Origin of the sequence: Candidatus Blochmanniella chromaiodes str. 640 (assembly GCF_000331065.1) — a bacterium.
GTDB lineage: Bacteria > Pseudomonadota > Gammaproteobacteria > Enterobacterales > Enterobacteriaceae > Blochmanniella > Blochmanniella pennsylvanica.
The window spans coordinates 703,790-730,148 of sequence record NC_020075.1; the positions used below are offsets into that span (position 1 = coordinate 703,790).

Genomic DNA, 26,359 nt, shown 5'->3' on the forward strand with positions numbered 1-26,359 from the left:
ATGTTGCTGTATTTGATAGATTATTATTTTAAGCAACACCTAAATATGTTTGAAAAAATCAGATGATGTTCATTCAAAAAATTTTATTACCAACGATAATGGGCAAAAGCTTTATTAGATTCTGCGATACGATGTATTTCTTCACGTTTTTTAACAGCGTGACCTTTACCCTCTATAGCATCTAAAAGTTCACTCGCTAAACGTAATTCCATAGATTTATCATTTCTTTTACGAGCAGCTTCAATAATCCACCGCATCGCTAAAGTATTTCTACGTACGAGACGAACTTCTACTGGTACCTGATAAGTAGAGCCGCCAACCCGTCTAGATTTTACTTCTACAACTGGGCGCACATTATTTAAAGCTATTTCGAATGCTTCTAAACAATTTTTATTAGATCGTCTGAATAAACTATCTAAGGCAGAGTACACTATTGACTCTGCAGTAGATTTTTTCCCATTTAACATCAATATATTGATAAACTTTGCCAAAAGATCAGATCCAAATATTGGATCTGGAAGAATATTGCGTTTCGTAACGATGCGACGGCGTGGCATTAATTATAATTCCTATTTGACTAATAGATATTTTCTTTCAAAGGAAAATCATAAATAAAAAATTATTACATTTCAACTACCTGAACCTTGATTGTCTTTTTTTAAAATTTACTTTAAATTAAAAAATAAAAAAGAAACCTGATATTTTGGGCTATGATTTTGGTTGTTTTGTTCCATATTTGGAACGACTTTTCTTACGTGAATGCACACCTGCGCAATCGAGAGCACCACGAACAACATGATACCGAACACCTGGAAGATCTTTAACCCGTCCCCCTCGAATCAGAATTGAAGCATGCTCCTGTAAATTATGACCTTCCCCACCGATATAAGAAGTCACTTCCAAGCCATTAGTTAAACGAACACGGCATACTTTTCGTAATGCAGAATTTGGTTTCTTTGGGGTAGTAGTGTATACACGCACGCACACTCCTCTTTTTTGTGGGCAGGCTCCTAAAGCGGGTACATTACTTTTAAAAGTTTTTGTTGGACGTGCATTACGAACAAGTTGATTGATTGTTGTCATTATTAAAATCTCCATTTTTTCTGATAAGACCATATTACAAAAATATACTATTTGTTGTTATCTCTCTCAACTTTAATAACAGACAACGATCTTGTTATTATTAAATTGTAAGGTCAATAAAATTATAACAGAAGCGGTATATTTATCTACTAAGTTCGAAGTAAAAACACACACCTTATTAATTAAAAACAATTTAATACATTTTTCTTTTAAATGAATTCTCAATAAAATAAGTATTTTAATAAATTTTCATTATTTGCTGCAAATAAAAAACGATTTTTTTGAAAAGCACAACACCATTAACTTTTACCGCATTATATCGGAGTATATATAACATTTTATTATAATGTTGTATCCTTTTTTAAAATAGGAGTAGTATCAAATACTATATTATGTTTAAACCTTTTTATTTTTCTAAAAAAAATACAATAAATATTTTATTATAGCAATAATATATTTTTAATAAATTATATTTCTGTAAACTTTTTTTGATATCATAAACTCTCGATTAGTCAAATTTTCAGCCAATATAATTGAAATGCATTTTCGATTTTATGCATTTCAATTATAAAAATCGGAAACTTTAGTATAAATTGTTTCCTACATTTCCCCTTCTTCAATTTTATCATTTTAACAAATAATACCGGTAAGAGCAAGAGAAATAATAGAAATGAATAAAATGAATTTAACAAAAAATGTTTTCATATTTTACACCTTTTTATAAGATAACTCTTTTATTACATATGATTACGATATCCTGTATAACCATTAATTTTTTGAGTATATACATTTATAATAAATATATATATGTCTAAACACATAAATGTTTATGTAATAGGTTCTATAAACTGATATAAGCATCTCACATCGATGATTTTAATAAATTTAGATTTATTAAAAGTTCTTAGTTTATGATGGGAATCAATGAAAACATTGAAAGATTTTTGAGATTTGATCATATCAATATATGATATTGACATATGAATAAATACATATAATTTATATGTTTTATAACTTTGAAGTTGAAATTTTTAAAAATACATATTAATAAAAATTATTAATGTAAGTATTTTTATACACATGAAGAATCACTAGAAATGTTTTAATTTTAATCATTTAATTATATTCTGGGGTATTTTGAAATTAAAAATCGCATATTACTTTAGCATCAGTTTATAATTAAGTATTGAACGGTACGATCATATTATTAAGAATTAAAGAATTTATAATTTGGCTGTTTACAGTTTTTAATTTAGATATATATATTTTATATAATTTCTGTAATCAGCGTAGTTCCTGAAAATTGAGTTCATAAGTTTTTATGAACATAAAATATATTTCAAGATCAATGCACCTATAAATTTATATATATATTTAAAATATTTAATATTACTAGTAAAATTACTGTTATCCCTACATTAGGTACAATAATTTAGTTTTATATTTGTTATTAATAAAGGAATGTATAACTAATTTTAAATTTTATAAATAAACTAATTATAAAAAATATTCAAAAATACATAATTAAATTCAATTTAAAATGAAGAAAAATTCTACATATTTCATGTAAGTGAATTACACTAAATTTTAACATTGGAGTTATACATTCATCTTATTTTAAAAAAATAAGATGAATGTATAAAATAATCATTCAGCCATTAAGATGCATCCTTGAATATATTTTTTTGGAGTATTAAAATCATAATTTAATAATTACCAGAAATAAGAAATAATCACTTTTCAGTGCTAGAACTGCAACAAATTTGATAAATTTTAAGTTAATACTTCATAAAATTGCCTAGAATTTGATGTCCTTGTTCGCTTAATATACTTTCTGGATGAAATTGCACGCCCTCTATAAGCAGGTTACGATGACGAATACCCATTATTTCAGTATATTTATCATTGCATGTGCTCCATGCAGTGATTTCTAAACATGATGGCATAGTGTTCGAATCTATTACTAAAGAATGATACCGAACTACATTTAAAGGTTGTGTTACTTCAGTAAATATTCCGCTTCCGTTGTGATGGATCAGAGAAATTTTACCGTGCATGACTTTTTGTGCATATTTTAACTTAGCTCCGAAAAACTGAGCTATAGCTTGATGTCCAAGACATACCCCAAGAATAGGTATTCTTTTATGAAAATAATAGATTGCATCTAAAGAAATACCTGCATTGTCTGGTGTACTAGGTCCAGGGGAAATGACTAAACGTTCAGGAGATAATTGCTCAATATCTATAATATTTAAAGCATCGTTTCTTCTAACTTCCACAACAGCACCCATCTCTCTAAAGTATTGATAAAGATTCCAAGTGAAAGAATCATAATTATCAATAATAAGAATTTTGTTCATTGTAGTTAGATTAATTTTATCATGCACTCAAAATTTTTATAGAACATAGTTTCAAATTAATCTGATTAATAATCAATTGTATTTACGGAAAGAACATAAAGATATAATTTATTTTACATATAAATAATATCAATTAAACGCAATTGTAATTTACATATTACATTTTTTATGTATTTAAAATCATAAATTAGTGCGGATGATTAATTTATTATGCTGTAATAAGTATAATTAATTCAATAACTAATATCCTATGAAAATACTGTCATTATTACATATTCATTTTTTAATTTAAATAATATTTTTATTTTTACTTATGTGTCTACTATACATAAATATTATTTATATTTAATAAAATTAAAAATTAATTATTTTTAATTAATTACTCAATCCCATTGCTTTATGTACTTTTTTTAAAGTGACATTAGCTTTTTTTTGCGCTTTTTTTGCTCCTACACACAATATATAACGTAATTTATCTTCATTAGAACGTTCAGTATAATAACGATTTTGAAATTTTATCAACATCGATGATATTGATTTAATAATTTCATTTTTTAACTGGAAATATGTTTTTTCTTTAAAAATTTCTTCTAAATACGTAATAGGTTGATCACTTATTCCGGAAAGAATCTCTAACAAATTAGAAATACCTGGTTTGTTAATAGGATCGTATTTAATTCTTGGAGGTTGATCGGTATCGGTAACAGCACGTTTAATTTTTTTTGATACCATATTAATATCATCCAAAAGAGTAATCATATTACCAGATCTACGATCTGATTTAGACATTTTTTTATTTGGTTCTAACAAGGACATAATACGAGAACCACATGTAGGAATAAATACTTCTGGAACAACGAAAATTGTTCCGTATGTATGATTAAAACGTTCAGCAATGTTACGTGTTAATTCTAAATGTTGTTTCTGATCAGAACCTACCGGAACTAAATTAGTTTGATATAACAAAATATCTGATGCCATTAGTACTGGATAGTTAAATAACCCGATATTAACATTTTCCTTTTGTTGTATTAATTTTTCTTTGAATTGAGTCATACGATTTAGCTCTCCAAAATACGTATAACAATTTAATAACCAATTTAATTGACAATGCTCTGGAACATGGGACTGAATAAATATTATACTATTATTAGGATCAATACCACATGCTAAATATAAAGCTAATGTATCTAATGATGTTTCATATAATCGATGTAAATTATTTTGATTTGTAATTGCATGTAAATCTACTATACAATATATACATTGATAATCTTGTTGCATTTTAACCCACTGACGTATCGCTCCGATATAATTACCAATAGTAAGTTCACCTGATGGCTGCGCTCCGCTAAATAAAATTGGTTTATTCATACAGATATATTCCATAGTATTTATAATAAAAATTATAATGTTATTACTTTTAAAGTTTACACAGCAAAAACATATAGTTTGTATGATATTAAGTTATATAACCTATAAACAACATTATTTTATAAAAAATAAATGATATGTGTAAATAACATTTGTTTCAAATAAAATAATTATTGTAATTATAAATTGTATTCCTTTAATTATTTATTTAAAAATAAAATACTAAATATCTTTCATTATTAATTTGATAAAACAGATCGAAAATTATGTATAACTTCGTAATAATTTTCAGATCCAAAGATAGCTGATCCTATAATAAACGTAGTTGCACCAGCTTTTAAAATTGAATGTATGTTTTTTATATTAATACCTCCGTCCACTGCTAAATCAATATTATAGTTGGTATTGTCTATTAATTTACGTGTTTGACGTATTTTATTTAAAATCATGGGAATAAACAATTGTCCGCTAAAACCAGGATTTACTGACATTAGTACAATTAGGTCAATTTTATCCATTACATATTCCAAATAATTAAGAGTGGTGCTAGGGTTAAAAACTAATCCCGCTTTACATCCGTATTCTTTAATCAATTGTAATGATCGATCAATATGTTCTGTTGCTTCTGGATGAAAACTAATATAATTTGCTCCAACAGCAGCGAAATCTAAAATTAATCGATCTATTGGTTTTGCCATTAAATGCACATCAATAGGGATACTAACCCCGTAACTACGTAATGACCGTAACACCATAGATCCTACGCTCAAATTAGGAACATAATGATTGTCCATAACATCAAAATGTAAAATATCTGCGCCAGCAGATATAACATTAGTAACATCTTCTCCTAATTTAGCAAAATTAGCTGACAAAATAGATGGAGCTATTAAGAAACGTTTCATTTAATTTCCATTAAAGATTATATACTATAAAATAGTTCATTTTAATTTAATTAAATCAAATAATAATATAAATTGAGAAAGATTATATTATTATCTTTTACATAAAATATTTTATTTTCATAAATCTATAAAGACAGAATTGTTTCAAGCAAAGATTTATATTTTATATGATTTGTATGTTGAAGTAATTATCTACAAATTTAGATTATTTATATTTTCTATATCGTATAGTGCAATAATAAATCCCAACATAATTAAAATAAAGAATTTAACTCAATACTATTGAGTAATAATTTTATTAAATTATACTGTACTTTAAAAAAATCTTCTCATGGGCATTATAATACATACACCTACTATATCAAATTTTAATACTTATTAATCACTAAATATAGTTATTAGTTGTTAGTATCTTCAATGGATGACGATACTAACTCATGGTTTACATTAAAGACAGTTTTTACGTTTCCTATAGAAGTAGGCAAAACTAAGTTAAGTTGTCCTGATATTGACTTTTTATCGCGTTTCATATACTCTAAATAGTTTTTTGATGTCATTTCTTTTGGGCCACGCACAGGTAAACCTGCTCGTGTTAATAATAATTTTATGCGTTTTGCATCACTGCAATTAAACTGATTTAAACGTAATGCAGTATTTACTGCCATCATGATACCTGCTGCTATAGATTCACCGTGAGACCATTGTGAATAGCCCAGGTATGATTCGATAGCATGACCATAGGTATGTCCAAGATTTAATACACTTCTAATACCTTGATCACGTTCATCAATTGCAATTATGGATGCTTTTAATTCACAACAACGACGAATACAGTATATTAAAGATGGTAAATGCAAAATTAATAAATCATCTAAATGGGATTCCAACCATCCAAAAAAACTAGAGTCAAGAGCTATAGCATACTTAATGATTTCAGCTAATCCAGAAGAAAACTCTTTCATACTCAACGTATGCAGGACATCTAAATTGATAATAACCGCAATAGGTTGATGAAAAGCTCCAATCATGTTTTTACCAAGTATATGGTTAATTCCAGTTTTTCCTCCAATGGATGCATCTACCTGTGCAAGCAATGTTGTTGGGACCTGAATAAAACGTATTCCACGTTGGTATGTGGCGGCTGCAAATCCGGTTATATCTCCAATGACGCCTCCTCCCAGGCCAATAAGTATTGTACTGCGATCATAATTTTTTTTCAGCAATTTAGTAAATATTGTATCTAATGTAATTAGAGATTTATTTTGTTCACCATCTGGTAAAATTAGTTGATCAGTAACAATGCCTGATCTAATCAATAAATTACGTAATATGTTTAAATAAATCGGCGCCACTCGATCATTGGTAATTAATACTACTTTGTCATCAATATTTAATGGCCAAAAGGGTAAAAAGTCATTAAACAATTTGTCTGCAATAATAATTGGATAGCTTCTTTTTTGTAATTTTATGATAATTTTTTCCATAACAAAATTATAAAAGCTTTTAATATTAAAATGATGAATTTATAATAACAAACGTTATACACTGTTTTGTTTACGAAGAATAATAATTTTGTTAACGACAACCCTGACATTTTGTTCGTCCGTAGAAATTCTTATATCTGCAATTTCTTCGTACAACGGATTACGTTCTTTTGCTAATACTTGTAGTAATTCGCGAGTATTTCCTGATGCTGATGAGGATCTCAGTAATGGACGCCTTTTATCATGTTGCGTTCGAATTAATTGTTTTTCAATAGTTGTTTCTAGGTATACCACGAATCCACGATCGGAAAGATTATTCCGTGTTATGTGAGATTTAACAGAACCACCTCCGGTAGCTAATATAATTCCCTGTTTTTTTGTTAATTCATCGATAATTTTTTCTTCACGATCGCGGAATCTCGCTTCTCCTTCTACGTCGAAGACCCAGCTTATATTTGCTCCGGTACGAGTCTCAATTTCTTGATCAGAATCAAAAAACTCCATATTTAATTGATTTGCTAGTTGACGCCCAATGGTACTTTTCCCAGCCCCCATAGGGCCAATTAAAAAAATATTATTTTTTTTTAACATATTATTATATGAAAATGATTTCTTCATTTTATCGTTTCATCACTTTATATGAAGACCCAACTGATCAACAAATGTACAGATACAAAAAATATAAAGCATTAAAATCATCTTATTTTTATAAATGTACATCTATTATATGATAATATAATGATCGCAATAATACTATTAATTGTTAACATGTAACGACATACTATCATTGTAATACAAATCTTTGTTCAGATACAACTTAGAAACTTATTTATTCTCATAGTGGAGAATAAATTTGACAATGAACAAATATCATTAAAGGCAAGTACAAGGTTAATTTAATTCTATATAGAGAACATTATTTTTTTTAAAATATAAATTTATTTTTAATTAATAATTTAAACATTTTATTGTCTAATATATAGAATGTTATCTCTTTATCAAAGATACGGAATTAATTTTAAAAACACTGGTATTGTAGGCTTTTTATATTTTACATTGATACTTATCATAATAATTAAATTATTATTATGTATACTCATATGATTAGATAAAATCACATAAATTTTCAATGTTCATTATCAATCTGAATTGATACATATTCATATAATTGAGAGATATACATTTCTTTCATTAAATATATAAAATAATAAGTTATGTGTATTTTATAATAAATAATGCAGTACGTTGAAAAATCTAACATATGTATATGTAATGCATGATGAATTGATATGTTAATTATTATGATTAATAATCATTTTGATGAATATTAAAACTATAAGTTTTTTATCATGAATAAAATCAGTCTTTTTGAAAACGAAAGAAAGATGTCGCTAGGATTTTGATAAAAAATTAAAATTTAATATTAAGTATATTTAAATTGTTATTAATATCTGATTGGTAGTACTTTAAATATGTTATTGAAATTAATTATTTTCTTAGAAAAATAAATGATTGCATATTTAATATTTACATCGTGTTTTCTTGTATGATTTAAATACTATGTAATTTCCTATACATAAATATCATAGATATTTATCAGTGAATTAACTATTCGTAAATATCCCTTTATCAGAATTTGAGGTTCGTGTGAATTAATAATTGTGTAATAAAAAATATTATTTTTTCATCTTTTTAGTATCATATAGTTTTTAACTATTTTTTGTTAATTCGTTTTGAAAATCAAAATATAGTAGTTAATTCTCTCATCAACAGATACCAGATTTTTAAGTACTAGATAATACGGTCAATTTTATATTCATTTTATTGTCTTAAATATTGTTTATATGTTGAAATAAATTTGCTACAATAAATCAAAGTCGTCATTAATGTAGTTAATAGTTTTTTAAATTACATACATAGAGCGTACTAGTTACGTGTAACTATACAGTATAGGCTATTTATCAAAATACAAAGAAATAAATAATATATATCGAAAGTATATAACAATATATATAAGTTATTCCAAATAGTTTATACAACATGTACGCGATAAAACTATAAACTATTTGTACTTTTAAAAAATAATTAGGTATCATATCGTATGATTTATATAACCCCAATTGCACAAAAACATTTTACTAAACTGCTAGCGGATAAGAAACCAGGTACTCAGATACGAGTGTTTGTGGTTAACCCAGGTACAGTTCATGCAAAATGTAATGTTTGTTTTTGTCCACCAGAAGAATTTAAAACCAGTGATGTGGTCATTGAGTTTGATCTTTTTTCTGTACATGTAGATTCAGTGTATGTGTCTTTCCTTAAAGACGCAAAAATTGACGTGATGATTAATGAATTAGATTCTCAACTTACTATTAAAGCTCCGAATGCTACTAAAGAATGCAATGATACAAAAAACAATATGAATAATGATTCGTTGGAGGATCGGGTAAGACATGTATTACAGTTTCAGATTAATCCTCAATTAGAGCTACACGGAGGCAGTGTATCTTTAATACGTATTACTGAAGATCTGTTAGCTGTTATTAAATTTTATGGCGGATGTAACGGCTGTGCAATGGCTAGCTATACCATAAAAGAAGGAATTGAAACTACCTTAAAGAATCTTTTTCCAGAATTAAAAGGGGTACTAGATATGACTCAACATCAACACGGGACGCATTCTTTTTATTAGAGATTTTATTTTTTATTCCAAAAGATTTTTTAGTAAAGTAATCATAAGTTTTTGTATAATTGAGTTAGTTTGTTTAAAATTTTCAGCATTGCATTTCTATTTGAAATGCTCCTAAATTATATATTTGCAAATCTGTTATTTGTAGAACAAATAAAATTTATAGTAATTGACGCAATATCCTGCGTAATGGCTCAGCGGCTCCCCAAAGTAACTGATCGCCCACGCTAAAAGCTGAGATATATTTGTTACCTGCGTGCAATTTGCGTAACCGACCGATGGGTATTTTGAGTGTTCCGGATACCATAACAGGAGTTAATTTATTTAATGATTGCGTAACATCATTTGAGATAACTTCTACCCATTTATTATGAGATTGGAGTAATTCTTCTATTTCTTTTAAACAAATGTCTTTTTTAAGTTTTAAAACAAATGCTTGGCTATGACAACGTAACGCGCCCACACGTACACATAAACTGTCTACTGTTATAATTTTAGAAGTATTGAGGATTTTATTAGTTTCTGCTTGACCTTTCCATTCTTCTTGAGTTTGACCATTATACATATCATCACCAATCCACGGAATGACGTTTCCTATCAAAGGAACTTTAAAGCAATCTACTAACAAGGAATCAGTTTTACTAAATTTAGTAATTATATGTTCAATATCTAAAATAGCCATTGAAGGGGACGTTAACAAATCAGTTACTATATTGTACACTTGGCCCATTTGTATTAATAGCTCACGCATGGCGCGTGCTCCACATCCAGAAGCTGCCTGATACGTAGAGGCAAAAACCCATTCGATTAAATTATGAGCAAATAATCCACCTAAAGACATTAACATTAAACTTACAGTACAATTACCTCCTACAAATGTTTTAATACCGTTATTTATACTTTGTTTTATCAATACTTGATTAACAGGGTCCAAAACAATAATCGCATCATCATTCATTCGTAAAAATGAGGCGCTATCAATCCAATATCCTGTCCATCCAATTTTTCTTAATTTTGGATAAATAATTTTACTATATGCGCTGCCTTGACACGTAATAATAATATCTAAAGAATCAAGCAGATCGATATTACAAGCGTCTTGTAATAATAATTCTTGTGATGCTTGAATGTTTGGAGCATGTTCTCCTATTTGTGATGTCGAAAGAAATATTGAGTGAAAATAGTTAAAATCATTTTCTTCTTTCATGCGATTCATTAATACTGAACCTACCATTCCTCTCCAACCAACAAACCCAATATTTTTCATTATCAATCTCACAGTCATTATTAAGTATCAAAAATATATGTAATATGATGTAATACGTTTATAATAATATTTTGTAATTTACTTTATAAAAAGCGTGGTGTATATAAAACACAAATAACTTTTAGGAAAATAATAATGAATGAAATGATATCAGCTACAGTTCTATTGTTTTTAATTATGGATCCTATTGGAAATTTACCAATTTTTATGTCGATACTAAAAGATCTAGAACCAAAACGACGTCAAATTATAATAATTAGAGAGATGATAATCGCCTTATTATTAATGTTAGGATTTTTATTTGTTGGTGAACATATTTTAATATTTCTTAATTTACACACAGAAACAGTTTCAATTTCTGGAGGTATTGTGTTGTTTTTAATTGCCATAAAAATGATATTTCCTTCAGAAGAAGGAAATAATACTGGATTTTCAGATGGAGAAGAACCTTTTTTAGTGCCGCTTGCTATTCCTTTAGTCGCTGGTCCTTCAATTTTAGCAACGTTATTGTTATTGTCTCATCAATATCCTCAGAAAATCAATTTTTTAATTTTAGCATTAATTATTGCGTGGGGATTATCTATGTTAATTTTGATGTTGTCTAATGTATTTTCTCGTTTATTGGGTAATAAGGGTATCGGAGCATTGGAGAGGTTAATGGGTTTATTATTAGTAATGATTTCTACTCAAATGTTACTTGATGGGATACATAGTTATTTATGTATATAACTTAATTGAAAAATTATTTCATTATATAAATATGTTTGGATGTTTTAAATTTAATTTTTAGTAGATTCTCTTAAATTAATTAGCATAAATAATTTTTTTAAAAATTGAGTATAAAAAATTTATACATTTATTTATTATTTCAATTAAAATACAACAAATTAATTTTACTAGAGCGAAATTACAAAAATTATAATTTTTTAAAAAAATATATATTAATGATTATTTTTATACAACGTTTTGTTTGAAATATAACTGTTTAAAAAGTTTGTTATATTAATTAAACAAAATCATAGTTGTACTTTATTAATTATTTAAAACAATGTTATGAGCTATCGTTATATATAAAAGTTATAAACATGAACACAAAAAATCATGTAGAAAATTCATCAAACTATTCAATAAATAATGAAAAAATATTAAAAATCATAATATTTTTAATAAAAATATTAATTTAAAACACCATTTGTTAATGACAAATCAGACCATATATTATGATACATACATTGTAAATAATGAGGTACTGCATCATCTTTGTTGCTGCCAATAATTTCTAAGAATGGCAAGGTATCTTTCAATCTTTGCTGTGCATTGCTCATTATACAACCTTTTCCTGCCATTTTTAGCATTTCTTGATCGTTCATTCCGTCACCAAATGAAATACAATCTTTTAGTTGACAGCCTAGTAATTTAACTACTTGTTCTAAAGCATGTCCTTTTGAAACTCCTTCCGGCATCACTTCAAGACATGTAGGGAGCGAAAAACTAATATTGATTCGATGATTCCAACGCGCATGTAATTTCTTTTCTAAAGACAACAGTCGTTTATAATTATTACTAGTGAAGTATACTTTACAGACACCATGCAAGGGCAATGTATCTTTCTGATATATATCATAATCAGATTCATATCCGTTATAAAAACAATTTTGTTTTGATATTGATCGGTTAATCAGCCACTTATCATTATAAAAGATATTAGTAATAATTTGAGAATCATAATGTACTACTCGTAATAAATCAGCCACAATTTCTGTAGCTAAATCGTAAGAAGCAATTAACTTCCCGTAGGTATTATGTATTCTAGCTCCATTAGAAGTAATCATATAAGAATTAATTTTCAAATTATCACGTATTTGCATGACATTTGTATGATGTCGACCAGTAGCAAAAACAAAATGAATATTACGAGTAGTTAGTAATTTTAGAATCTTTTTAGTAAAAGACGTTAATCGGTGGTCCGGTGTTAGCAAAGTACCATCTAAATCAGACGCAACGATGCGAAACATTTATTACCTCTCTTTGTTTTTATTAAAAATAATAAAAAATAATCATTATTATATCAATATATTATGACATGATATCAATAAAAATTAATATATTATATATATGATTTATAAATAATAATTTATTGAATGAATTTTCAAAATATTAAATATAGTAACTTTTTAATTATAAAATGTAATTATTATTACAAAGATTTCATAGATTCATTGTATGAAAAAGGATATAAAATAATTTAAATGTATTGAGTTTTTATCGTATCTTTTTGCTGGGATACATGTAAGAACATAATTTCAAAACATTTAAGCTTAATTAGATTAGTATTTTTTTAGAAAAAATTATATATGTACTACAATTATATTTATAATATTTATAGCCAATTTTTATATTTGAAATAAATGTACGGAGCAAGTCCTGATAGGATCATTAAAATAATAGCGCTAGGGTAACCAAATGACCATTGTAATTCTGGCATAAATTTAAAATTCATTCCATAGCTAGATGCAATTAAAGTTGGAGGTAAAAAAATAACTGAGAAAATTTTTATAATTCTATTTTGTTCAATATTAATAAATCCCATTGCTGATTGGGTTAAAGAACTGATTTGATGAAATACATATTCATTGTGAGGTAATAACAATGTGATTTCATTTAAAATATCGTTAGCATATTTTTGTTGTGATACAGGTAATTTTACTTTACGTATTAAAAATTTTATTGCTCTTTCAGTATCTAATAAATTAACACGAATTTTCCATCCTATATTCTCCAATATAGCTAAATCGGCAAGCGCATGATCGTATTCATCGATTTGTTGTCCATTCATAATAACAGAGCTCAATGTTTCTAAGGTAGAATAAATATGTTCTATTTTATTTGTTAGGTCATCAAGTTTTACCTCAAATAAATTTAATAATAATTCATAAGCATTTCCATTAATTAACAAATGGTTATGCAAATATTTTTGATACATACAAAATACTGGAAATTCTTTTTTTCGTGAAGTATATAAACATCCGTTGTGAATGGTAAAGAATACACTAGAGTTATCTATTTGTTCTTGGCTATTATATGAAAAGAAAAAAGAATGAATATGTAATCCATTTTTATCTTTAAAGAAACGTGTAGTCTTGTTAATGTCTTTCAATTCAAAAAACTTTATTTTTTGGTGAAGCAATATGTTTGGTATATAATTATGACCATCGCCGCGTGAATCTATTATATCAATCCAAATAATATTATTTAAAAATGATATTTTATCTTTTTCATTAATACGAAATAAATGATTATTTTTTAATTGAAATATATTATACATATATCATTGCTTCCTCAAAGGATACAAATTAGTCTACATTAGATCACAATAACTAAAATTAGATAATAAATAGCTATTCTCATGCCATGTAATTTCGACATTCGACAATACGCATTACGTGACAAAACAGCTATAAACGATCATCATCGCGTATCGAATATCTATGACGTACAAATAATTCGTAAAGTTTTTATTTATTTAGTAATAAATATAATTCAATTATAATAATTATTTAAATACTCGATTAGATGTTATTCACTGAGCCAGTATAAGTACAATCTGCAGATTAGAGCGGGCATGTTACGCCTAGAATAAAAAGATTGTCAATATTTATAAATATTTTTAATAAAAATATAGATATATTTGTATTATATAATAATTCTAATGAAGATTAGAGTAATAACTCTCTGAAAATTCAATAAAATAGCAATATAAATTTATACAAATAACAGGGCTTCACTCTTGATGAGTAACATCAATATATTATACTTTTAAAAAATCTATCGGTAATTCATTAACAAATCTATATGGTGATTGAATGATCATCTCTTTTCCGTAAATATAACGAGTTTCTGAATAACTAATTGTTAATTTATGCCATAGCACGTGTGATGCCAACATAAATTAATCTACGTTCTTCTTCTAATAATTCTTTGTTAATTAAAGAAACATTGTTTGGAGAAATCCCTTCTTCTAAGCCTATAATGAATACTTGGGAAAATTCTAATCCTTTTGAAGCATGTAGCATCATGAGTTGTACTGCATTTGAATAAGTATTAGATAAATTTTCTTCAAATTCTAAAGAAATATACGATAAAAATTGTTGTAATGGATATGTATGTATTTATCGTTGATGCTGATAGAATACTGTATTGTGCTTACTCATTGTTACAAATTCTTTAATATTGTGTATGCGTTCACAATATGGTTAGGATGACATATTTTTTATACATATTCCATAACTTAACAATATAAAAAATTTGTTCATGCAAGGGCAATATAATGGACATTTGATTTTTTAAGGAATCTATCAATATAATAAATTGTTTTAGAGCAATAGCAGATCTACCTTTAATCGTTTTTTGTTTGAAATAAATCAGTTACTTTCCCGCAAGCTTAAGTGATTTAAATTAACGTATTTTTTAATAAGCTTTAAAGTACGTTGACCAATTCTTCTATGGGGGTGTGTTAATGATTCGCATATAATCAGTGTCATTATTCTGATTAAGAATAAATTTTAAATAAGCTATAATATCTCTGATTTCTTTGCGTTCAAAAAATTCTATTCCTCCATATATGTGATAAGGTATATTTTTAATAAAATTTCTTCTAATAAAAAATTGAAAATTATTTCGATATAAAACATCTGCTTATTTAGCAAACCATGTCGTTTTTTCAATCTATTAGATTATTTGCTACAAACATAGCTTCATCTATTACATTACAAGCACAATATAGAGAAATAGCATTTCCTTTATTTTTACATGTCCATAAATTTTTCTTGAAACGTGTATCATTTTTACAAATAAGAGTATTGGCAGCTCTTAAAATATTATTAGCAGAACGATAATTCTGTTCTAATGTAATACGTGTAAAATCTTCTAAAAATCGTTGAAAATTTTTTATTTGCGCTCCTCTCCACTCATAAATAGATTGATCATCATCGCCAACAATCATTAAATTATTGTTTTCTCCTGACTCCTGATAAAAGGCGTAAAAAAACATATTGAACTGTATTAGTATCTTGAAATTCATCCACTAAAATATTAATAAATCGTTTTGGATAATAACGTAAAATATTCAGATAATTTCAACATAACATATATGCATGTTTCAATAATTCATTAAAATCTATTAATTCAGAGCGATTACATATGTCTTGATAAAACTGATAAATTCGGAACCATATCATTTATTTCTATTGAATTGCTATTAATATTTATATTTGGAATATCTGGAATCTTATTTTTCTCACTATTGATATAATACATAGTTTGTACGCCATACTTGTTTGCATTTAAGTTAAGTGAGCATATTAATTTCAAAAATTGAATTTGATCGTTGTTATCGAGGATTTTAAAATTTTTGGTAAATTTGCATCTACGTAATGAGCGCGTAATAACCGATTTGCTAATCCATGAAAAGTACTAATCCATAAATCATTTTTTTGAACACCAATTAAAGATTGTATGCTATTTCGCGTTACTGAATCAGCTTTATTCACAAAAGTAATCACGATTATTGGCCATTGGATATATTTTTCACTAATTGTAACCAAGAGAATGCGATTAACTAATACTCGAGTTTTTCTGCTACCAGCTTCAGATAACACCAATATATTTTGATCATTAGCAGTTACCGCTTCTTGTTGTTTATCATTTAGTTGATCAAGAATGTTATAAACAGTCATAAAATATCACAACACATAGTAAATAATTACTTATAGATATATGAATTCAACATAACTATTAACATTATAATAAATATGTTAATGATGTTAATTTTGAAATTTTCAAATGTGGTAACAGTGTTGCATCAACTGAACAATATTGATTTAAGTTATATTGACTAATCCAACAAGCCTGCATCCCAGCATGTATTGCTCCTTTTATATCTGTATTCAAGTCATCTCCTACATGTAGAATATTGTTACAAGATATTCCAAAACGCTTTGAAGCTAAATAATACATATCTTTATAAGGTTTAGCGCGACCATTAATTCCAGCACGTAATACATCTTGAAAATATTGTTGTAGTCCACAAGAAACAGGATTCGCATTGCCATTAGTGATTGCAATTAATGGCCATTTAGAACTTAATGCCGATAATACATTATGTGTACTCCGGGAAATATCGATTTTGTTGCGCCAATGTATAATAATTTCCATAGCGTAATCAGCGCCTAATTGTGCTTCATTTTGAGTCAATCCTGATTGTAATAAAATTATCTTTAAAGATTTCCAACGCCAATAATTTACATCATGACAAATATTTGGTTCTATAAATTGAAGCATTTTACGTGATTGATAATAATCCTTGTTTTGTATTTTAGATAACGCGGGATGATATTGCTGCAAAAACAATATTGACTTTTCTTCGGCCCGATTTATTACCGGATAATTATCATATAATGTGTTATCTAAATCTAGAGTTATAGCATAAAAAGGTTGTAATGTACGGTAAACATGCATAATTTATACCTTTAATGTTATTAAATTACAATCGTTATTTTTTCAATGAAATATTTATATGCTCACTGCATTATATTCATATAATGTATAAAAAATTAAATACTAAATAAAGTTTCAATATAAAATACGTGAATTAAAAATAATAACATTTTGGTGGATTTACTATATATTTATAAATTAATATATCCATCATATACATAAGACGCTGATCCAGTCATGTACAATGCATTACTTGCCCCTTTCCAATTTACTGATATAGTACCCCCAGGCAAGTTTACGTTTACTGATTCATATAATAATCCCTGTTGAATGCCTACGGCAACTGCCGCACAGGCGGCAGTTCCACAAGCTTGAGTTTCTCCTACTCCGCGCTCATATACTCGTAATCGAATATTATTACAGTTAATAATTTGCATAAAACTTACATTGACTCGCTCTGGAAAACAATGATGATCTTCTAATGCTGATCCTAATGAAGTAACTTGGATATTTTCTATTTTTTCTACTAAAATAACACAATGAGGATTACCCATAGATACTACACCACATAGTATTATTTGCGTAGGTAAAAATAAAATATAAGTTTTTTGATATTGTGATATATAAAACGGAATAAGTTTTGGATCAAAAATAGGCGCCCCCATATTAACAGATACGCGATTGTCATTCATAATAGATAATATTATATGGTTAGCGCGAGTACTAATATGAATGTTTCGTTTATTAGTTAATTTTTTTAAGCAGACAAATTGCGCAACACAACGCATACCATTACCACATTGATTTACTTCTGTTCCGTCCGAATTATAAATTCGACAATGAAAATCTATTGCTGGATCATAAGGAGGTTCTACTATTAACAATTGATCAAAACCAACTCCATAAAATCGATCTGATAAATATCTGATATTTTCAGAAGTAAGATGTATATTTTGAGTAATAGCATCTATGATGACAAAGTCATTGCCCAGCCCGTTCATTTTGGTAAATCGCATACCTTCCTCACATAGCATCACACATCACTAATTTTTGGAAATGGTTTTAGTGTTTTATGGTACTCAACGAGTATTGATTTTATTGTATTTATTGCAACATCTGAAAGCAATGCAAATACTGTTGATTACATTGTACAATACAATACATAAAAATATTGCTTATATTATAGAAATAAGAACATAATTCATTCTTTTTAGAAAATATCTTTTTGGATAATAACAAATAAAAAATGATTACATTCATGTGATCATCATAACATCTTTGCAAAAAACATATTTTATAATGTTTATCTTTTTAATTACTTATTTGGATTTTATATAATAATTAATATATCCATTGAAATTAATTTTTAATATCATAATCATGATTATTATTTCAATGATTAATAAAGGTATATTCTTATTTGAAATAATAATATCACTGTTTGATACAATATACTTGTACATAAACAAGTATCCTTTTAAACTATTACAATAAAAATGATTTTATTTTCAATAACTAAAAATACTGAATAATTTATATGCATAAATTATTAATACTTGTTACTTTCTTTATTTTCATCAATAATTAAAGTATCACATGTAAAATAAGTAAGATTAATTTTTATAATTAATAATAATCAAATCATTTTATAATAAATTTTTTATTTTCAATATTTATAAAAAAATAATAAAAATTAAAATTTTAAATGTGATAGTATTGCAATACTATAAGTAATAATATACAAAGGAACTTTTTTCTATAATTTATCGAGAAAATATTTATTTAAGTCCCAATTTTTTAAATATCAAAATACTATGATTGTATGCAATATACAATATCGCCACAAAACTGCTGCTGATTTACCTAAAACGTTTTAATTACATAAAAATTAAAAATCTGAATTTAACGTATTATTTTTATTATTTAATTATAAAAAATAATTAAAACTGATTAAAGTAATAAACATTTACTTATTTTAAAAATTTTTTAATAAAGGTTTTTATAATTTAATTATATAAAAAACATTTAGATTAATTAAAAATTACAATCATATTGTCTTAACATAATTATACTGATGAAAAATAAAATTTTAAAAATTGCTACACGAAAAAGTCAACTTGCTATTTGTCAAGCTCAATATGTTCATAATGAATTGAAACATTATCATCCAACATTAAGCATAGAGTTGATGCCCATTGTAACAACAGGAGATAAATTTTTAAATATTGATGCAAAAAATAAAATTAAAAAAGGTGCATTTATTAAAGAATTAGAACATGCATTAATAAACTTTCATGCCGATATTGCTGTTCATTCCATGAAAGATATTACAGTGCCTTTACCAGATGAATTAACTCTTCCAGTTCTATGTAAACGCAATGATCCACGTGATGCTTTTGTTAGTTTAAAATATCCTAACATAGATACGTTACCGATTGGTAGTATAATAGGTACATCAAGTTTACGCAGACAGTGTCAAATACGAGCGCATCGTCCAGATCTAGTAGTTAGTAACTTGCGAGGGAATATAGATACTAGATTAAAAAAATTACAATATGGACAATATGATGCGATAGTTTTAGCTGTAGCTGGATTACAACGATTACAGTTACATGAGTACATTCGTGTTCATATTGATCCGTCTGATCTATTACCAGCAATGGGACAAGGTGTTATAGCCATCGAATGTCGTTCGAATGATGCTGATATTTTATCCTTATTATCACCATTATATCATCCAGAAACCTCATTTCGTGTCAGAGCGGAACGCGCTGTTACTACTTATTTGGAAAGTTATTGTCATTTACCAATTGCTAGTTATGCTGAAATTGAAGAGGATCAAATATGGCTAAGAGCACTTATTGGATTACCTGATGGTAGCAAGATTATTCGTACTGAAGGAAGGGCGCCTTTAGATCAAGCAGAAAAATTAGGTTTTATCCTTGCTGAAGATTTATTAATTAAATTTAAACGATAACATTTTTTTATTTGATTTAATTTAATCATGTATCGAATTAAAAATTATGAATATTTTAATTACTCGTCCTTCTCCATATGGAGAACAATTGGTAAATAAATTACTTTCTTTTGGTAAATTTGCATATCATTTTCCATTAATTTACTTTTCTACAGGAAAAGAATTATATTCATTAGAACAGAAATTAAATCTACTTTCTGAAGGAGATTTTTTGTGCATTATATCACAACATGCAATTAAATATGCTCATAATCAGTTACTTAACATAGGAATATCCTGGCCTACCAAATTAGCATATTATTCCATTGGTCATGCGACTAGTGTAATGATGTACAAGTTATCGGGAATATTGGTGAAATATCCTACAATCCAGGAAACTAGTGAAAATTTATTACAATTACCTGAACTAATGTATAGTTATGGAAAGCGCGCTCTTATTCTAAGAGGTAATAATGGACGTACTATTTTAGATGACACTCTTCAAAGAAGAGGAGTATTTGTTGCATCCTGCGAATGTTATACTAGACAACCGTTGCAATATAATAGAGAAGAACAATTATCTAATCTATTAGGATTGAATATTAGAACAGTAGTAGTTACTTCTGGAGAAATACTACAACACCTATATTATTTAATTCCTGAATCTTATCGCACATCTTGGTTGATACGATGTAAATTAATCGTGGTAAGTGTACGTCTAGCTAAATTAGCTAGACGTTTAGGTTGGACAAATATTATTATAGCGCAGTCAGCAAACAACGAGATACTAACTCATCTTTTGATTAAGAATGCATAATTTATGAGCACTCCAAACCAAATACGAATAATCATTTCTATGAACACATAAAAAATTTTAGAAAATGCAATAACAAAAATACTTAATCTTTCTCGATATGGTTTATAGGAATCGGCGAGAGAGGATTTGAACCTCCGGCCTCCTGGTCCCAAACCAGGAGCGCTACCAAGCTGCGCCACTCGCCGATGCTTTCTGACTTTCATATAATTTTTTCGTATTATATATGTCCTCCATTGAGGAATATTGAAATACTAATAACCAATCATTTCATTTGCGATATAATAACAATTATTTCTCTGCGAAGGAAGGGATTTGAACCCTCACGTCTTGATCAAGACACTAACTCCTGAAGTTAGAGCGTCTTCCTATTCCGCCACCTTCGCTTTATGTCATTTATTTTTAATGGGTGATTGATGGGATTCGAACCCACGACTTCTGGAACCACAATCCAGTGCTCTACCGACTGAGCTACAATCACCATCGATCAACTTCAATTTTTTCATAAAAATTTAAATAAATCAATGCGTCCGACAGGATTTGAACCTGAAACCTTCGCCTCCGGAGGGCGATGCTCTATCCAGTTGAGCTACGAACGCTGAATTAGCATATATATTTAATACAAATTAATATCAACAAAATATGGTTTAATCAGTTTGCATTAATAATTTTTTAGTACATATATATTATTCACTGAATTTCATTAAAAACAACTGCAGAAAAAATTTTTATGAAAATCAAAGAGTATTTTATAGTTTAGAGTGTCGTGTATTTTACATAAAAGATATCAATAAATATTGATATACCCATAAATCTATATATAGTATATGAGAGAAATAACATGAACACATTTTCAACATCGACATATGTATATTCTATCATATATCTGATATTTGTATCATATATATATTACAAAATAATTAATCAAAAATTTATTACTTATACATGAAGATATTGGAAATATATGGATATTTAAGTATTCTAAATACTACCATAATACTTGATTCATAAAAATAAACCATTATGAAAAATATGCGGGGCAGCAATTAAAAATTAATATATATAGATAATTTATTAAATAAATTTTTATATAAAGATCTTAAAAATTGTCGTTATAGAAAACGACAAATAGTCTTTTTTAAAATATGTGTTAATACAGTAAACAATAATTATTACAATAAATTAACAACGCTTCATCATATCAAAAAATTCATCATTGGTTTTAGTCATAGATAATTTATTCATCATGAATTCCATTGCATCAATTTCACTCATTGGATGAATAATTTTTCGTAGAATCCATATTTTTTGCAGTTCATCTTGAGTAGTTAATAGTTCTTCTTTTCTAGTTCCAGAACGATTGTAATCAATAGCCGGAAAAACACGCTTTTCAGCTATTTTTCTTGACAAATGCAATTCCATATTGCCAGTTCCTTTAAATTCTTCATAAATTACTTCATCCATTTTTGATCCAGTATCTATTAAAGCAGTAGCTATAATAGTTAAGCTTCCTCCTTCTTCCATATTACGAGCCGCTCCGAAAAAGCGTTTTGGACGATGTAAAGCATTGGCATCAACCCCTCCTGTCAACACTTTTCCAGATGAAGGTACTATAGTATTATAGGCTCTCGCTAATCGAGTAATGGAATCTAACAAAATAATTACATCTTTTTTGTGTTCTACTAATCGCTTAGCTTTCTCGATTACCATTTCAGATACTTGAACATGACGAGATGCTGGCTCATCAAAGGTAGATGCAATTACTTCTCCGTGTACTAAGCGTTGCATTTCAGTAACTTCTTCTGGACGTTCATCTATCAAGAGCACTATTGATACGCAGTCTGGATGATTATGACTAATGCTTTGTGCAATATTTTGAAGAAGTATGGTTTTGCCGGCTTTAGGAGGCGCTACAATTAAACCGCGCTGACCGCGCCCAATAGGTGATGCCAGGTCCAATACTCTTGCGGTTAAGTCTTCCGTAGAACCATTTCCTCTTTCCATGCGTAATCGTGAATTGGCATGTAATGGAGTAAGATTTTCAAACAAAATTTTATTACGAGCATTTTCTGGTTTATCATAATTTACATCATTTACTTTAAGCAATGCAAAATAACGTTCACCTTCTTTTGGAGGTCTAATTTTCCCAGAAATAGTATCTCCAGTACGTAAATTAAAACGACGAATCTGGCTTGGAGACACATAAATATCATCTGGTCCAGCAAGATAAGAGCTATCACTAGATCTAAGAAACCCAAAACCATCTTGTAATATTTCTAATACACCATCCCCAAAAATATCTTCTCCAGTTTTAGCATGTTGTTTAAAAATAGCAAAAATAATATCTTGCTTGCGCATACGTGCTAAATTCTCTAGACCCATACTTTCTCCGAGATGTACTAATTCAGAAACTGGTATGTTTTTTAATTTTGTAAGATTCATAATTATGGATTCTTAAATTGGAGTTATATACATTGTTGGTATTACAAAGATAAAGTATACACGTAACATTATGGAATAATTTCCTGCACAATACATATTTGATTGTCTATCCTATGCTTACAATATCGAGCATGAATAAACGTTAAGGTGTTTAATTACTATCGGATTATCACAGAAAAAATAGATTTATAAAAATCCAGCGGTAATCTTTATAACCATATTGAAAATATAGTCCATAATTAATTTATAAAATTAAATTGTATTACCTGTTATTGCCGCTATATAATAGCGGCAATATATTTATATTCCATTATAAATTAAACATTTATAATTAATCATATACGACATTCTGTCATTCTACTGTAATCCTAAAGAAACGTCTACTAACATATAAAATAATTTTAAAAATTATAAATGTTTTAAAAATAAGTGCTCATTTATACATGTATTTTTAAAAATTCTTGTAATTTTTGCTTGGACAGCAACCCTACTTTAGTAGATAGCACCGTTCCATGACGAATCAATAATAAAGTAGGAACACTCTTAATCCCATAGTTTTTTGTAGTTATTGGATTTTCATCTATGTTTAATTTTACTATTTTTAATGTATTATTAAATTCAACAGCGATATCTTCTAAAATAGGTATCATTGCTTTACAGGGATTACACCATTCGGCCCAAAAATCAACTAAAAAAAGATCGGTAGAGTTTGACACCGTTTCTTTAAAATTAGAATCTGTCAGGTGCATGATAATTTGATTCATTTGTCCTCCTTATAATTTATTTTCTTCTAATCATTATATATCATTATTATTAACTTATTTATTTTATGTATATTGTTGAATATTTAAAATTATTTATATAATTGATTATATAATATAATATAATATAATTTTTTATCGTTTTTATCCAAAAAAATTCATTCTTATTTAGGAGTCAACTCGATGATCTTTCATCACAATAATATCGCTGTAATTACAAGAATATAGTTCTGTTTTAATCATTAATTAAACGATAAACTTTTCATGTTTTGCATATAACTTCTTAGTTGAATTCCAACTTTTTCTATTGTGTGATTTCGAATCATGTCATTAGTATTACGCAAAACAATGTTATCAACGTTAATATTCTTGGATGCCATACCTAAATCTCCTGTTCTTAAATTAGGTATTATAGTCTTTTTTAACAAAGGTACTACCTTATCACAAAATAAATAATTACCGTATTCTGCGGTGTCAGAAATTACCATGTTCATTTCATATAATTTTTTACGAGCTATAGTATTTGCAATTAAAGGTAACTCATGTAATGATTCATAATATGCCGATTCTGGTGCTATTCCAGATTTTATCATTGTGTCAAAGGATAATTCTATACCTGATTTGATTATAGCTACCATTAATATCCCATAATCAAAATATGTTTGTTCCAAAATTTCTTGTTGATAATTTGGAGCTTGTTCTAATGGAAGTTGACTGGTTTTTTCTCTCCACTTAAGTAATTTAGAATCATTATTTTCCCAATCCAACATCATTTCTTTAGAAAATACTCCATTAAGTATATTTTCCATATGTTTTTCAAAAATTGGTTTTAATATATTTTTTAGTTTTTCAGATAATATAAAAGCACGTATTTTAGAAGCGTTAGATAATCGATCCATCATTAATGTAATACCTCCTTGTTTTAATGCTTCAGTTATGACTTCCCAACCACATTGAATGAATTTTCCTGCGTATGCAGCGTTAACACCATTACTAATCATATAATCAAAACAAAGAATGGATCCGGCTTGTAACATTCCACATAAAATAGTTTGTTCTCCCATAAGATCTGATTTAACTTCTGCTACAAATGAAGATTCTAATACCCCAGCGCGATGACTACCAAGTGCAAATGCCCAGGATTTTGCTAATGTCATGCCCATATCATATGTATCGTTTTCTTCGTGTACGGCGATTAAAGCAGGGACTCCAAATCCTCGTTGATATTCTTGACGAACTTCTGTACCGGGACATTTTGGAGCGACCATGATGACAGTAATATCTTGACGAATTTTTTCTCCAACTTCTACAATATGAAATCCATGTGAATACCCCAATGTGGATCCATGTTTCATTAAAGGTTCTATTTGTCGTATCACTGATGTGTGACATTTATCTGGAGTTAAATTAATAACTACATCTGATTTGGGAATGATTTCATCATAAGTTCCTACAGGAAATCCGTTCCTTGTTGCTCTTTCCCAAGATTCTTGTTTATTAAGAATAGATTCACGACGTAAAGCATATGTAATATTTACCCCTGAATCTCTCATATTTAAACCTTGATTCAAACCTTGAGATCCACAGCCTATTATAGCTACTTTTTTAGATAATAATGCCTGAATTCCATTAGAAAATTCATTATTACTCATAAATCGACATTTTCCCAAATGTTTTAATTTTTCTATGAAAGTTAATGTATTAAAATAATTAGCCATAAAATATCTCT

At 27.6% G+C, this 26,359-nt stretch carries 22 protein-coding genes, 4 tRNA genes and 1 pseudogene; 4 read left to right on the top strand and 23 right to left on the bottom strand.

Annotation, left to right across the window (positions count from 1 at the left end):
• Nucleotides 1-86: 86 nt before the first annotated feature.
• The 7 genes from rpsG to aroK all read right to left on the bottom strand — a co-directional run bounded on the left by rpsG (nt 87) and on the right by aroK (nt 7,797).
• Nucleotides 87-557, bottom strand: coding sequence for a 30S ribosomal protein S7 (gene rpsG, locus BCHRO640_RS02905; RefSeq protein WP_015344805.1), 471 nt, complete (start codon nt 555-557; stop codon nt 87-89).
• A gap of 151 nt (nt 558-708) precedes the next feature.
• The gene (gene rpsL, locus BCHRO640_RS02910) at nt 709-1,083 is read right to left on the bottom strand and encodes a 30S ribosomal protein S12 (protein ID WP_015344806.1); all 375 of its coding nucleotides are present in this window, start codon (nt 1,081-1,083) and stop codon (nt 709-711) included.
• Between the two features lie 1,778 nt (nt 1,084-2,861).
• Nucleotides 2,862-3,443: an anthranilate synthase component II gene (locus BCHRO640_RS02915; protein WP_015344807.1), complete on the bottom strand. Its 582-nt coding sequence runs from the start codon at nt 3,441-3,443 to the stop codon at nt 2,862-2,864.
• A 375-nt stretch (nt 3,444-3,818) separates the two neighbouring features.
• On the bottom strand, nt 3,819-4,817 hold the full coding sequence (trpS, locus tag BCHRO640_RS02920) for a tryptophan--tRNA ligase (RefSeq protein ID WP_015344808.1): 999 nt from the start codon (nt 4,815-4,817) through the stop codon (nt 3,819-3,821).
• A 239-nt stretch (nt 4,818-5,056) separates the two neighbouring features.
• Nucleotides 5,057-5,722: a ribulose-phosphate 3-epimerase gene (gene rpe / locus BCHRO640_RS02925; protein ID WP_015344809.1), complete on the bottom strand. Its 666-nt coding sequence runs from the start codon at nt 5,720-5,722 to the stop codon at nt 5,057-5,059.
• 398 nt (nt 5,723-6,120) lie between these two features.
• Nucleotides 6,121-7,206: a 3-dehydroquinate synthase gene (gene aroB, locus BCHRO640_RS02930; protein WP_015344810.1), complete on the bottom strand. Its 1,086-nt coding sequence runs from the start codon at nt 7,204-7,206 to the stop codon at nt 6,121-6,123.
• A gap of 54 nt (nt 7,207-7,260) precedes the next feature.
• A complete protein-coding gene (gene aroK / locus BCHRO640_RS02935; RefSeq protein ID WP_015344811.1) occupies nt 7,261-7,797 on the bottom strand; it encodes a shikimate kinase AroK in 537 nt (178 codons plus the stop codon).
• Between the two features lie 1,510 nt (nt 7,798-9,307).
• On the opposite strand from aroK, the gene BCHRO640_RS02940 reads away from it, so the two are divergent.
• Nucleotides 9,308-9,898, top strand: a complete 591-nt coding sequence (locus BCHRO640_RS02940) for an NfuA family Fe-S biogenesis protein (protein ID WP_015344812.1) — start codon at nt 9,308-9,310, stop codon at nt 9,896-9,898.
• Nucleotides 9,899-10,055: 157 nt separating this feature from the next.
• Here BCHRO640_RS02940 and asd read toward each other — a convergent pair whose 3' ends face one another.
• Complete coding sequence (asd, locus tag BCHRO640_RS02945) at nt 10,056-11,162, bottom strand: aspartate-semialdehyde dehydrogenase (protein ID WP_015344813.1); 1,107 nt, start codon at nt 11,160-11,162, stop codon at nt 10,056-10,058.
• A gap of 135 nt (nt 11,163-11,297) precedes the next feature.
• On the opposite strand from asd, the gene BCHRO640_RS02950 reads away from it, so the two are divergent.
• Nucleotides 11,298-11,891, top strand: coding sequence for a YhgN family NAAT transporter (locus BCHRO640_RS02950; RefSeq protein WP_011283112.1), 594 nt, complete (start codon nt 11,298-11,300; stop codon nt 11,889-11,891).
• 446 nt (nt 11,892-12,337) lie between these two features.
• Here BCHRO640_RS02950 and yigL read toward each other — a convergent pair whose 3' ends face one another.
• From yigL to dapF, 8 genes and pseudogenes are all read right to left on the bottom strand, one after another.
• On the bottom strand, nt 12,338-13,177 hold the full coding sequence (gene yigL / locus BCHRO640_RS02955; RefSeq protein ID WP_015344814.1) for a sugar/pyridoxal phosphate phosphatase YigL: 840 nt from the start codon (nt 13,175-13,177) through the stop codon (nt 12,338-12,340).
• A gap of 365 nt (nt 13,178-13,542) precedes the next feature.
• Nucleotides 13,543-14,487: a magnesium/cobalt transporter CorA gene (corA, locus tag BCHRO640_RS02960; RefSeq protein ID WP_015344815.1), complete on the bottom strand. Its 945-nt coding sequence runs from the start codon at nt 14,485-14,487 to the stop codon at nt 13,543-13,545.
• A gap of 592 nt (nt 14,488-15,079) precedes the next feature.
• Nucleotides 15,080-15,331, bottom strand: a complete 252-nt coding sequence (locus BCHRO640_RS03340; RefSeq protein WP_083865968.1) for a 3'-5' exonuclease — start codon at nt 15,329-15,331, stop codon at nt 15,080-15,082.
• Nucleotides 15,332-15,662: 331 nt separating this feature from the next.
• Nucleotides 15,663-15,839, bottom strand: a pseudogene (locus tag BCHRO640_RS03405) (3'-5' exonuclease); the annotation flags it as partial.
• Between the two features lie 43 nt (nt 15,840-15,882).
• Complete coding sequence (locus tag BCHRO640_RS03395; RefSeq protein ID WP_171805067.1) at nt 15,883-16,212, bottom strand: UvrD-helicase domain-containing protein; 330 nt, start codon at nt 16,210-16,212, stop codon at nt 15,883-15,885.
• 316 nt (nt 16,213-16,528) lie between these two features.
• Nucleotides 16,529-16,897, bottom strand: coding sequence for a UvrD-helicase domain-containing protein (locus BCHRO640_RS03295; RefSeq protein ID WP_051015647.1), 369 nt, complete (start codon nt 16,895-16,897; stop codon nt 16,529-16,531).
• A gap of 64 nt (nt 16,898-16,961) precedes the next feature.
• Nucleotides 16,962-17,678 carry a 5-amino-6-(5-phospho-D-ribitylamino)uracil phosphatase YigB gene (yigB, locus tag BCHRO640_RS02970; RefSeq protein ID WP_015344816.1) on the bottom strand — a complete coding sequence of 239 codons (717 nt, stop codon included), beginning with the start codon at nt 17,676-17,678 and terminating at the stop codon, nt 16,962-16,964.
• A gap of 170 nt (nt 17,679-17,848) precedes the next feature.
• On the bottom strand, nt 17,849-18,673 hold the full coding sequence (dapF, locus tag BCHRO640_RS02975) for a diaminopimelate epimerase (RefSeq protein WP_015344817.1): 825 nt from the start codon (nt 18,671-18,673) through the stop codon (nt 17,849-17,851).
• A gap of 1,058 nt (nt 18,674-19,731) precedes the next feature.
• On the opposite strand from dapF, the gene hemC reads away from it, so the two are divergent.
• Entirely contained in the window at nt 19,732-20,634 is a 903-nt protein-coding gene (hemC, locus tag BCHRO640_RS02980; RefSeq protein WP_015344818.1) for a hydroxymethylbilane synthase, read from the top strand.
• A gap of 46 nt (nt 20,635-20,680) precedes the next feature.
• Nucleotides 20,681-21,430, top strand: a complete 750-nt coding sequence (gene hemD, locus BCHRO640_RS02985; RefSeq protein WP_015344819.1) for a uroporphyrinogen-III synthase — start codon at nt 20,681-20,683, stop codon at nt 21,428-21,430.
• Nucleotides 21,431-21,541: 111 nt separating this feature from the next.
• Here the strand turns inward: hemD and BCHRO640_RS02990 are convergent.
• From BCHRO640_RS02990 to ilvC, 7 genes are all read right to left on the bottom strand, one after another.
• Nucleotides 21,542-21,615, bottom strand: a tRNA-Pro gene (locus BCHRO640_RS02990).
• A gap of 112 nt (nt 21,616-21,727) precedes the next feature.
• Nucleotides 21,728-21,813 (bottom strand) — tRNA-Leu (locus BCHRO640_RS02995).
• Nucleotides 21,814-21,835: 22 nt separating this feature from the next.
• Nucleotides 21,836-21,908: transfer RNA gene (locus BCHRO640_RS03000), tRNA-His, on the bottom strand.
• A gap of 44 nt (nt 21,909-21,952) precedes the next feature.
• Nucleotides 21,953-22,026 (bottom strand) — tRNA-Arg (locus tag BCHRO640_RS03005).
• A 583-nt stretch (nt 22,027-22,609) separates the two neighbouring features.
• A complete protein-coding gene (gene rho / locus BCHRO640_RS03010) occupies nt 22,610-23,869 on the bottom strand; it encodes a transcription termination factor Rho (RefSeq protein ID WP_011283119.1) in 1,260 nt (419 codons plus the stop codon).
• A 437-nt stretch (nt 23,870-24,306) separates the two neighbouring features.
• Nucleotides 24,307-24,633, bottom strand: coding sequence for a thioredoxin (gene trxA, locus BCHRO640_RS03015; RefSeq protein ID WP_015344820.1), 327 nt, complete (start codon nt 24,631-24,633; stop codon nt 24,307-24,309).
• 239 nt (nt 24,634-24,872) lie between these two features.
• Nucleotides 24,873-26,348: a ketol-acid reductoisomerase gene (ilvC, locus tag BCHRO640_RS03020; RefSeq protein WP_015344821.1), complete on the bottom strand. Its 1,476-nt coding sequence runs from the start codon at nt 26,346-26,348 to the stop codon at nt 24,873-24,875.
• Nucleotides 26,349-26,359: the final 11 nt, after the last annotated feature.

Bases quoted from the DNA above. Each gene is read 5' to 3' on its own strand.
- rpsL (WP_015344806.1), bottom strand. From the start codon at position 1,083: ATGACAACAATCAATCAACTTGTTCGTAATGCACGTCCAACAAAAACT.
- BCHRO640_RS02940 (WP_015344812.1), top strand. From the start codon at position 9,308: ATGATTTATATAACCCCAATTGCACAAAAACATTTTACTAAACTGCTA.
- BCHRO640_RS03295 (WP_051015647.1), bottom strand. From the start codon at position 16,897: ATGACTGTTTATAACATTCTTGATCAACTAAATGATAAACAACAAGAA.
- trpS (WP_015344808.1), bottom strand. From the start codon at position 4,817: ATGAATAAACCAATTTTATTTAGCGGAGCGCAGCCATCAGGTGAACTT.
- trxA (WP_015344820.1), bottom strand. From the start codon at position 24,633: ATGAATCAAATTATCATGCACCTGACAGATTCTAATTTTAAAGAAACG.
- yigL (WP_015344814.1), bottom strand. From the start codon at position 13,177: ATGTTTCGCATCGTTGCGTCTGATTTAGATGGTACTTTGCTAACACCG.
- aroB (WP_015344810.1), bottom strand. From the start codon at position 7,206: ATGGAAAAAATTATCATAAAATTACAAAAAAGAAGCTATCCAATTATT.
- BCHRO640_RS02950 (WP_011283112.1), top strand. From the start codon at position 11,298: ATGAATGAAATGATATCAGCTACAGTTCTATTGTTTTTAATTATGGAT.
- rpsG (WP_015344805.1), bottom strand. From the start codon at position 557: ATGCCACGCCGTCGCATCGTTACGAAACGCAATATTCTTCCAGATCCA.
- hemC (WP_015344818.1), top strand. From the start codon at position 19,732: ATGAAAAATAAAATTTTAAAAATTGCTACACGAAAAAGTCAACTTGCT.
- rpe (WP_015344809.1), bottom strand. From the start codon at position 5,722: ATGAAACGTTTCTTAATAGCTCCATCTATTTTGTCAGCTAATTTTGCT.
- rho (WP_011283119.1), bottom strand. From the start codon at position 23,869: ATGAATCTTACAAAATTAAAAAACATACCAGTTTCTGAATTAGTACAT.
- BCHRO640_RS03395 (WP_171805067.1), bottom strand. From the start codon at position 16,212: ATGTTTTTTTACGCCTTTTATCAGGAGTCAGGAGAAAACAATAATTTA.
- aroK (WP_015344811.1), bottom strand. From the start codon at position 7,797: ATGTTAAAAAAAAATAATATTTTTTTAATTGGCCCTATGGGGGCTGGG.
- ilvC (WP_015344821.1), bottom strand. From the start codon at position 26,348: ATGGCTAATTATTTTAATACATTAACTTTCATAGAAAAATTAAAACAT.
- hemD (WP_015344819.1), top strand. From the start codon at position 20,681: ATGAATATTTTAATTACTCGTCCTTCTCCATATGGAGAACAATTGGTA.
- corA (WP_015344815.1), bottom strand. From the start codon at position 14,487: ATGTATAATATATTTCAATTAAAAAATAATCATTTATTTCGTATTAAT.
- yigB (WP_015344816.1), bottom strand. From the start codon at position 17,678: ATGCATGTTTACCGTACATTACAACCTTTTTATGCTATAACTCTAGAT.
- BCHRO640_RS02915 (WP_015344807.1), bottom strand. From the start codon at position 3,443: ATGAACAAAATTCTTATTATTGATAATTATGATTCTTTCACTTGGAAT.
- asd (WP_015344813.1), bottom strand. From the start codon at position 11,162: ATGAAAAATATTGGGTTTGTTGGTTGGAGAGGAATGGTAGGTTCAGTA.
- dapF (WP_015344817.1), bottom strand. From the start codon at position 18,673: ATGCGATTTACCAAAATGAACGGGCTGGGCAATGACTTTGTCATCATA.